This window comes from Devosia insulae DS-56, assembly GCF_000970465.2.
In the GTDB taxonomy this organism is placed as follows: Bacteria; Pseudomonadota; Alphaproteobacteria; order Rhizobiales; family Devosiaceae; genus Devosia_A; species Devosia_A insulae.
The window spans coordinates 1-7327 of record NZ_LAJE02000254.1 but is presented as its reverse complement, the minus strand read 5'-3'; the positions used below and the strand labels follow the sequence as shown (position 1 = coordinate 7327).

Below are 7327 nucleotides of genomic sequence, written 5' to 3'. Positions count from 1 at the left end.
CCTGCCCCGCTCGCCCCAGCCCCGGAGGCTCGTATCGATCGTGCCGGCGGCCGGGTCTCGGTCGACGACAAGGCGATGATCAACTGTCGCGCCGATGTGAACCAGCTGCTGCCGCTGAAGTACAAATGGGCCTGGGAGAAATACCTCGCCGGCTGCAACAACCACTGGATGCCGACCGAAGTCTCCATGCAGGCCGACATCGCACTGTGGAAATCGAAGGATGGCCTCACCGATGACGAGCGCCACACGCTGAAGCGCAATCTCGGCTTCTTTGCCGCCTCGGAAAGCCTCGTCGCCAACAACATTGTCCTCGCGATCTACCGGCACCTCACCAACCCGGAATGCCGGCAATATCTGCTGCGCCAGGCCTTCGAGGAGGCGGTGCACACCCACACCTTCCAGTACATCGTCGAGAGCCTCGGCCTCGATGAGGGCGAGCTGTTCAACATGTATCGCGAGGTGCCCTCGATCACCGACAAGGCGGCCTGGGCGCTCAACTTCACCCAGCACCTCGACGACCCGGATTTCACCACCGGCACGCCCGATACCGACCGGGCGTTCGTGCGCGACCTGATCGCCTTCTACGTGATCTTCGAGGGGATGTGGTTCTACACCGGCTTCGCGCAGATCCTGTCGCTGGGCCGTCGCAACAAGATGGTCGGCATCGCCGAGCAGTACCAGTACATCCTGCGCGACGAGAGCATTCACCTCAACTTCGGCATCGACGTGATCAACCAGATCAAGGCGGAGAACCCGCATGTCTGGACGCCCGAGTTTCAGACCGAAGTGCGCGGCATGATCAGGAAGGCCGCCGAGCTTGAGGCCGCCTATGGCCGCGACACCATGCCGAGGGGCTTTCTCGGCCTCAATGCGGCGCTGTGCGAACAGTACATGCACTTCATCGCCAACCGCCGCTGCGCCCAGCTCGGCCTTGCGGCGGTATTCGCCGAAACCGAAAACCCCTTCCCCTGGATGAGCGAGGCGATGGATCTGAAGAAAGAGAAGAACTTCTTCGAGACCCGCGTCATCGAATACCAGAATGGCGGGGCGCTGAGCTGGGACTGATCACGCCACGGCGCCCGGGCATCGGCTCGGGCGTCAGGCGTCTCCAGCGATGATCGCTTCGGCCTCTTCCATGGTGCGCACCAGCAGCGATGACGGGAAGACCTGCACCGGTTCTCCTGAGATTTCCATTTCCAATGCATATTAGGCAAGGCATCAGGCGCGTTACTGAACACGACCTCGCACTCACGCTGCTCTTCCCAGTGTGCGGTAACGTACCGTTAAGCTTGATTGCCGGCTCATGGCCGGCATTTACCAAGCGTAATCCCTGTCGCGCCTAGCGTTGTCCCCTAGGTCGAGGCCCGCAGAAGCGGTCCTGTCTCGATGGGGGCATTGAGAAATGAATCGCCGGATTGGCTCGTTGTTTCGCCATGGGCTGCTTGCCGCGGCCATTGTCGCGTTGCCGCTCAGCGGCTGCAGCTCGGCGGGGATGAGCGCTTTCGGCAGCAACAAGCTGGCCGTTGCCGAAATCTCCAATATCGAGACCTATACCGCCGAGGGCGCGCTGACCGAGGCCCGGGCGCATTTCCGCAACGACAATTTCGGCTACTCGGCGGCGTTCTACAAACGCGCGGTGGAGCTGGCTCCCACCAAGGCCGAGGGCTATGTCGGGCTCAGCGCCTCCTATGACCGGCTCGGCCGGTTCGATTTGTCCGACCGGGTCTATGCCTCGCTCTACCAGATGACCGGCGGCACGGCGCAGTATTACAACAATGTCGGCTATTCCTACCTGTTGCGCGGCAGCCTGAGCGAGGCGCTGAAGAGCTTCCGCAAGGCGCAGAAGCTCGAGCCCGACAACCTGGTGGTCGCCAACAACATCCAGATCCTGCAGCGAGCCGCGGCAGACTCCCGCGCCTGATCCGACGCCGGGCGGAAAAATCAGAGGGCGGTGGTCTCTCTCGACCTCGCCCCTCTGCATTTCAATCCTTAGAGTGCCGCTATTCGACCGGTGCAGCGACAGTGCCGACGACGTAGCCATTCCGCCCAAGCCCCTTGGTCGAATACATCGAGGCCTTGGTCGGGTTGGAGGTTTCACGCGCCAGGTTGGCTTTGACCGCATCGCCGGCGCTGTAGCCGACGCGATCGGTGCGCTGCCGGTAGTCGTAAGTGCAGCCGGCCAGCGCCGTGAATACGGCCAACGCGGCCGTGACCCGTGCAGCATGGAGGATCACGGGGTTCAACTGCCGCTCCTGAGGTCGATGATGTAGCCGTAGGGGCCGACGACGCCGTTGCCGGTCTGAAAACCCTTGAGCATCTTGGGCGTCACTTCCATCTGGCCCAGCGCGAAGAACTCGAGGTCGTTGGCGGGCTGGGTGGCGTCGAGCGGGGTCGCGGCGATCTGGCCGGGCACGCTCGGCTGCACCAGGCGCGGCGTGACGATCACCACCAGCTCGGTATCGTGCTTCTGGAAGCTCGACGACTTGAACAGCGAGCCGAGGATCGGCACGTCGCCGAGCCAGGGCAGCTGATTCTGGTTGAGCCCGGTATTGCTCTGCAACAGGCCCGCCACCGAGAAGCTCTGGCCATCGCGCAGCTCCACCGTGGCATCGAGGTTGCGGGTGTTGAACACCGGGTCGCCCGAGGTGGTGAAGCCATTGATGTCGCTGACCTCAGGCGTCAGGTGAATCTGGATGCGATCATCGTCGAGCACCGTGGGCTGGAACACCAGCCGCACGCCGAAATCGCGATAGGTGAGCGCGGCGTTGCCGTTCTCGTCCGCCACCCGGATCGGCACCTGGCCGCCGGCGAGGAAACTGGCGCTGACGCCCGACAGGGTGGTGAGGTTCGGCTCGGCCAGCGTCCGCACGAGATGCTTGCCTTCCATCGCCTTGATGGTCGCGTTGAGGTTTATGCCGCCGCCGGTCGAGATGATGTTGGTGACGAACGTGGCGAAGGAATTGGTCACCGGGTCGCTCGGACCGCCCTTGATGTTGGTCGAAACGCCGCCGATGCTGCCGCCCCACTGGATCCCGAATTCGCGGCCGGCGTCGCGCTGCGCCTCGATGATGCGGACTTCGAGATTGACCTGCTGGCCGCCGCTGATCGTCATGGTGTTGACGATCGCCGGGCTGCCGTACTGGCCGACGATATCGAGCACCTTCTGCATGGTGACCGCATCGGTGACCGAGCCGCCGAGCCGGACGCGGCCGTTGACCGAGCTGACCTTGACGTTGGAACTGGGGATGGCGTCGCGGATGGAGCGCGCGATGTCGGCGGTGTCGACGCCCACTTCGACCGCCAGCAACCCGACCGGCGCGCCGTCGGCCGAGTAGAGGTTCACCGTGGTGGTGCCGAAGGCCTTGCCGGCGAGGTAAAGCGACTTGTCGGTGATCGGCTGCGCGTCGGCAATGGTGGGATCGGCCGAGACGATCTTGCCCACCGCATCGGAGATGACGACGGTCACCGCCTGCGACACCGGCAGCTTGATGCGCATCACCGAGGTGGTCTTCAGGTCGTAGTTGACCGTCTGGGCCAATGCCGGGAACAGCCCCGCCAAGAGGGCCGCAAGCAGCACCGCCGCGCCAAGCGTGACCCTAAGTGACTGGGACCACAGCGTTCTGCCGAAATCCCGGTATGCCGTCATGATGTACATCTGTGCTAACGTTCTCAAGCAACCCGGAAAATTGTAGCAGGGCTGGGTCAACGGCGATTTAACGGGCGGCGTCGCTCGGGCGTTCGGCGGAGCCGATATCCGAGCATCATTTGGTCCAGAACGGGCTCGAAGCCCGTATCGCCTGGTTGGTGCTGCGATCCTGGGCCGTTGCCACTTCGGAGCTGTCGACGAAGGGCCGCAGCACCAGCGTCAGCCGGCCCGAGGTTGCGGCATTGATGATCACTTCGGACTGGCCGGGATCGAGCTGCAGCGTGGCTATGGCCTCGTTGGCGAAAATCTCGGCCCGCGGATCCTCGGGGTCGGCGGCAGCACCGGTGGTGCCGGTTTCGCCCAGCCGGGTGTTGATCGCCAGCACCCGCACATTGCGCAGGATCGTATCGGACACCTGCCCGTCGCTTTCGCCGCCCTTGCTGCGGGTCAACACCACGTCGACCCGGTCATTGGGGACGACAAAACCGCCCGAGGCGGAAGCGGCGGCCACCATGACCGAGACGCCACGCGTGCCGCTGTCGAGCACCGCCGACAGGTAGCCGTCGCCCTCGAGCGCCAGCTTGTCGGCGCGGATCGGCTCGCCGGGGAAGAACTCGAAGCGCGCCATGGCGCCACTCATCTGGGTGATGGCGTCGGGCGCGGCCGCGGTGGTGATGTACTCTGGCCGCACCGCGCCTTCGGGCCAATCCACCCACTCGACGGTTTCGGCGCTCAGCCGCTGGCCGAGGCCGATGCTGGTCCTCGCGGCAAGGACGCGCACCCGCGCCTCCTGCACCACCTCTGTCACCGGCTCGGCCACTGGCTGGGCGACCGGCTGGTTGGTCTGGGTGGTCAGGTACGCCGCGAGGCCGCCGGCAACCAACGCTACCACCAGCAGAGCGATGCGGGAGGGCGGGATCTTCCAGCGCCAGCCGGTGCTAGGCGGCGGCGCCATCGGCTTGCGACGATCACCGCCCTTGCGGCGGTCGGTATTGGTGACGACGGTCTGCAGCGCTTCGGAGCGCCAGGCGTCGAGGTTGCGGCGCTCGGCCTGGGTCGGCGGCGGTGTCCAGGTCACCTCGGCGAGCACTTTGTCCAGCACGGCCGGATCGGCTTTCTGCGCAGCGGTGCGCGGCAATTCGGGGCGCAAGGCCTCCTGGATTTCGCCATCATCCTTGAGAGCGACAGTCTGTGTACGCCGAAGCACGAGTTCCTCGCTAAGCGGCCAGTCCCCTGGCAGTGCCGGCATTCGGCCGGCCCGTACCGGTGTACGCGAAAAGGCTCACGGCTTCGTTCCAAAGCGCACAGACTTCGAAGAAGATTGGAAACGCGGGGTTAACCCTGACCCCGGTGGGGTCCACAGCCACCGGCGATAGCGATCAGCTCACTAAGCGAGCGGCAGGCGCACCGTGGCGGCAAGGCCGCCTTCGGCGGCGCGGGCGAAGTGCACCGTGCCGGCATTGAGCGCCACCACTTCGAGCGCGATGGAGAGCCCGAGGCCCGAACCGCGCCGACTCTCATCGTGGCGCTGGCCGCGCACGCCAAGCCGGGCAATCTGCTCTTCGGTGAGGCCGGGGCCGTCATCGGAAATGGTCAGTTCGGCAAAGGCGCCGTCGCGCCGGCCCGCAACCCGTACCCGGGACTTGCCCCACTTGGCGGCGTTCTCAAGGATGACGCCGACCAGCTCCATCAGGTCGTGCCGGTCGATGTCGACCTTGAGTCCGGGCGCCAGCTTGGTTTGCCAGTCGAGTTCCTCACCCTCCTGGGTGCGGCTCAGCACCGCCACGGTCCGGTCGACGGCTTCGTTCAGCGACGCGCTGAGCTGATGCGCCCGGGTGCGCATCCTCAGCCGCGACAGGCGCAACTGATACTCGACGCGGTCATCCATCTCGCCGACGATCTCATCGACCTGCTGGCCGGCCTCGGCATGGCCGGTGGTCTGCATGTGAGCCGCGAGGTTGCGCAGCACCGATAGCGGTGTCTTCAGCCCATGCGCCAGGTCCGCAGCGCGGGCGCGGGCGAACTCCATGGATTTCTGCTGCTGGCTTAACAGCTCATTGACCTCGCCGACCAGCGGCAGCACTTCGGCGGGGTAGCGCGGCGGCAGTTTCTGCGCCTCGCCGCGCCGTACCGCGCCAATGCCTTCGCGCAGATGTTCGAGCGGCTTCAGACCGAGCTGCACCTGCAGCCAGGCGGCGAGGATCAGCGCCACGCCAAGCACCGCCAGCGCCAGCATCAGGTCGCCGCCGAAACGGCGGATCGACTCGTCGAGCAGCGCCCGGTCTTCGGCGAGGGTGACGCGGAAGACCCTCGGTCCCGCATCGGTCGAGAAACTGACCTCGCGCACCATGGCGGAGAGCGACTGCGCCCCCGGTCCGGCAAGCGTGCCGAAGCGCTCGGTGCCATCCGGCGCCGCCGCCCCGCGGGTTTCCAGCACGTGGTCGCCGAGCGACCGGGACCGCCAGGAATCCTCGGACCCCGGGATTTCGACCTGCCAGTAGATGCCGGAGAGCGGCGTGCCGTAGCGCGGGTCGGGCAGCGCATCGCCAGGCACCGGCTCCTCGGCCAGCGGGTCGATCTGCGCCACCAGCCGGTTGAGGCTGGCGGTCAGCCCGTCGCGCATCGAGCGCTCGACATTGGCAGTGAACATCCAGCCGATGGCGAAACCGGCGACCAGCAGTGCGAGGATGATCCACAGCGCCGCGCCGCCCAGCAGGCGCAGGCGCAGCGAGCGCGGATTCATTCCTCGAGCGTCCCCATATAATAGCCGAAACCGCGACGGGTCTTGATGATCTCGGTGCCGAGCCGGCGCCGCACCCGGCCGACCAGCACTTCGATGGAGTTGGATTCACGCTCGAAATCCTGGGCGTAGAGATGCTCGGTGATCTCCATCTGCGACACCACCCGGCCGCGCTGATGCGCCAGATAGGCGAACAACCGGTATTCCTGCGGGCTCAGGCTGATCGGGATGCCATCGCGGGTCACCTGCATGGCGCGGGTATCGAGCACCAGATCGTCGATTTCCACCCGCGACGAGGCAAAGCCGCCGGAGCGACGGACGATGGCGCGGATGCGAGCTACCACTTCCTCGATGCGGAAGGGTTTGACCACATAGTCGTCGGCGCCGGCTTCGATGCCTTCGACCCGCTCCTCCCAGTGGCCGCGCGCCGTGAGGATCAGCACGGGGCCGCTGCGGCCCGCTTTGCGCCAGCGCTTGAGGATGGTCAGGCCGTCCAGCGTCGGCAGCCCCAGGTCGAGGATGATGGCGTCGAATTCCTCGGTGTCGCCGCGATACCAGGCTTCCTCGCCGTCGGATTCGACCTCCGCAACGAAGCCGGCCGCCCGCAGTGCGGCGGCAAGGGCCTCGGCGATGCGCCGATCGTCTTCGGCAACCAGTACGCGCATGTGACGCTCAGTTCAGATCGAGATATTCACCCGTCTGGGCAAGAAAATACAGCTCGCTCACTTCGCCGGATTTCGCCAGCGCCTTGATTTCATACAGCAGCACATCTTGCAGCGACACTAACTGCGCATCGATGATCTCACCGTCGGTGAGAAGTTGAGCGCGCAGCATGATGTATGGCATCGGCAGCGCCCTGCCGCTGCGCACCGCCTGCAGCGCCGCCTTCTGGCCCAGCGGCTGGCCGGCGGTCTCGAGATCGAGCCCCAGCCCACCAACAC

At 65.6% G+C, this 7327-nt stretch carries 8 protein-coding genes; 2 read left to right on the top strand and 6 right to left on the bottom strand.

Annotated elements, in window-relative coordinates:
- Both VW23_RS18070 and VW23_RS18065 read left to right on the top strand, forming a co-directional pair.
- On the top strand, nucleotides 1-1065 hold a 1065-nt coding region (locus VW23_RS18070; RefSeq protein WP_069910941.1), incomplete at its 5' end, for a ribonucleotide-diphosphate reductase subunit beta.
- 337 nt (nucleotides 1066-1402) lie between these two features.
- Nucleotides 1403-1921: a tetratricopeptide repeat protein gene (locus tag VW23_RS18065; RefSeq protein WP_069910940.1), complete on the top strand. Its 519-nt coding sequence runs from the start codon at nucleotides 1403-1405 to the stop codon at nucleotides 1919-1921.
- A 79-nt stretch (nucleotides 1922-2000) separates the two neighbouring features.
- Here VW23_RS18065 and VW23_RS18060 read toward each other — a convergent pair whose 3' ends face one another.
- From VW23_RS18060 to VW23_RS29050, 6 genes are all read right to left on the bottom strand, one after another.
- Nucleotides 2001-2243: a hypothetical protein gene (locus VW23_RS18060; RefSeq protein WP_069910939.1), complete on the bottom strand. Its 243-nt coding sequence runs from the start codon at nucleotides 2241-2243 to the stop codon at nucleotides 2001-2003.
- On the bottom strand, nucleotides 2240-3646 hold the full coding sequence (locus VW23_RS18055; RefSeq protein WP_069910942.1) for a type II and III secretion system protein family protein: 1407 nt from the start codon (nucleotides 3644-3646) through the stop codon (nucleotides 2240-2242). Before VW23_RS18055 ends, VW23_RS18060 begins: the two co-directional genes overlap by 4 nt.
- Before the next feature lie 115 nt (nucleotides 3647-3761).
- Entirely contained in the window at nucleotides 3762-4853 is a 1092-nt protein-coding gene (gene cpaB, locus VW23_RS18050) for a Flp pilus assembly protein CpaB (protein WP_176730431.1), read from the bottom strand.
- 180 nt (nucleotides 4854-5033) lie between these two features.
- A complete protein-coding gene (locus VW23_RS18045) occupies nucleotides 5034-6389 on the bottom strand; it encodes a sensor histidine kinase (protein WP_069910937.1) in 1356 nt (451 codons plus the stop codon).
- Nucleotides 6386-7051 carry a response regulator transcription factor gene (locus tag VW23_RS18040; RefSeq protein ID WP_069910936.1) on the bottom strand — a complete coding sequence of 222 codons (666 nt, stop codon included), beginning with the start codon at nucleotides 7049-7051 and terminating at the stop codon, nucleotides 6386-6388. The genes VW23_RS18045 and VW23_RS18040 overlap by 4 nt, the downstream gene beginning before the upstream one ends.
- 7 nt (nucleotides 7052-7058) lie before the next feature.
- The coding region (locus VW23_RS29050; RefSeq protein WP_069910935.1) for a PepSY domain-containing protein at nucleotides 7059-7327 on the bottom strand (269 nt) is incomplete at its 5' end.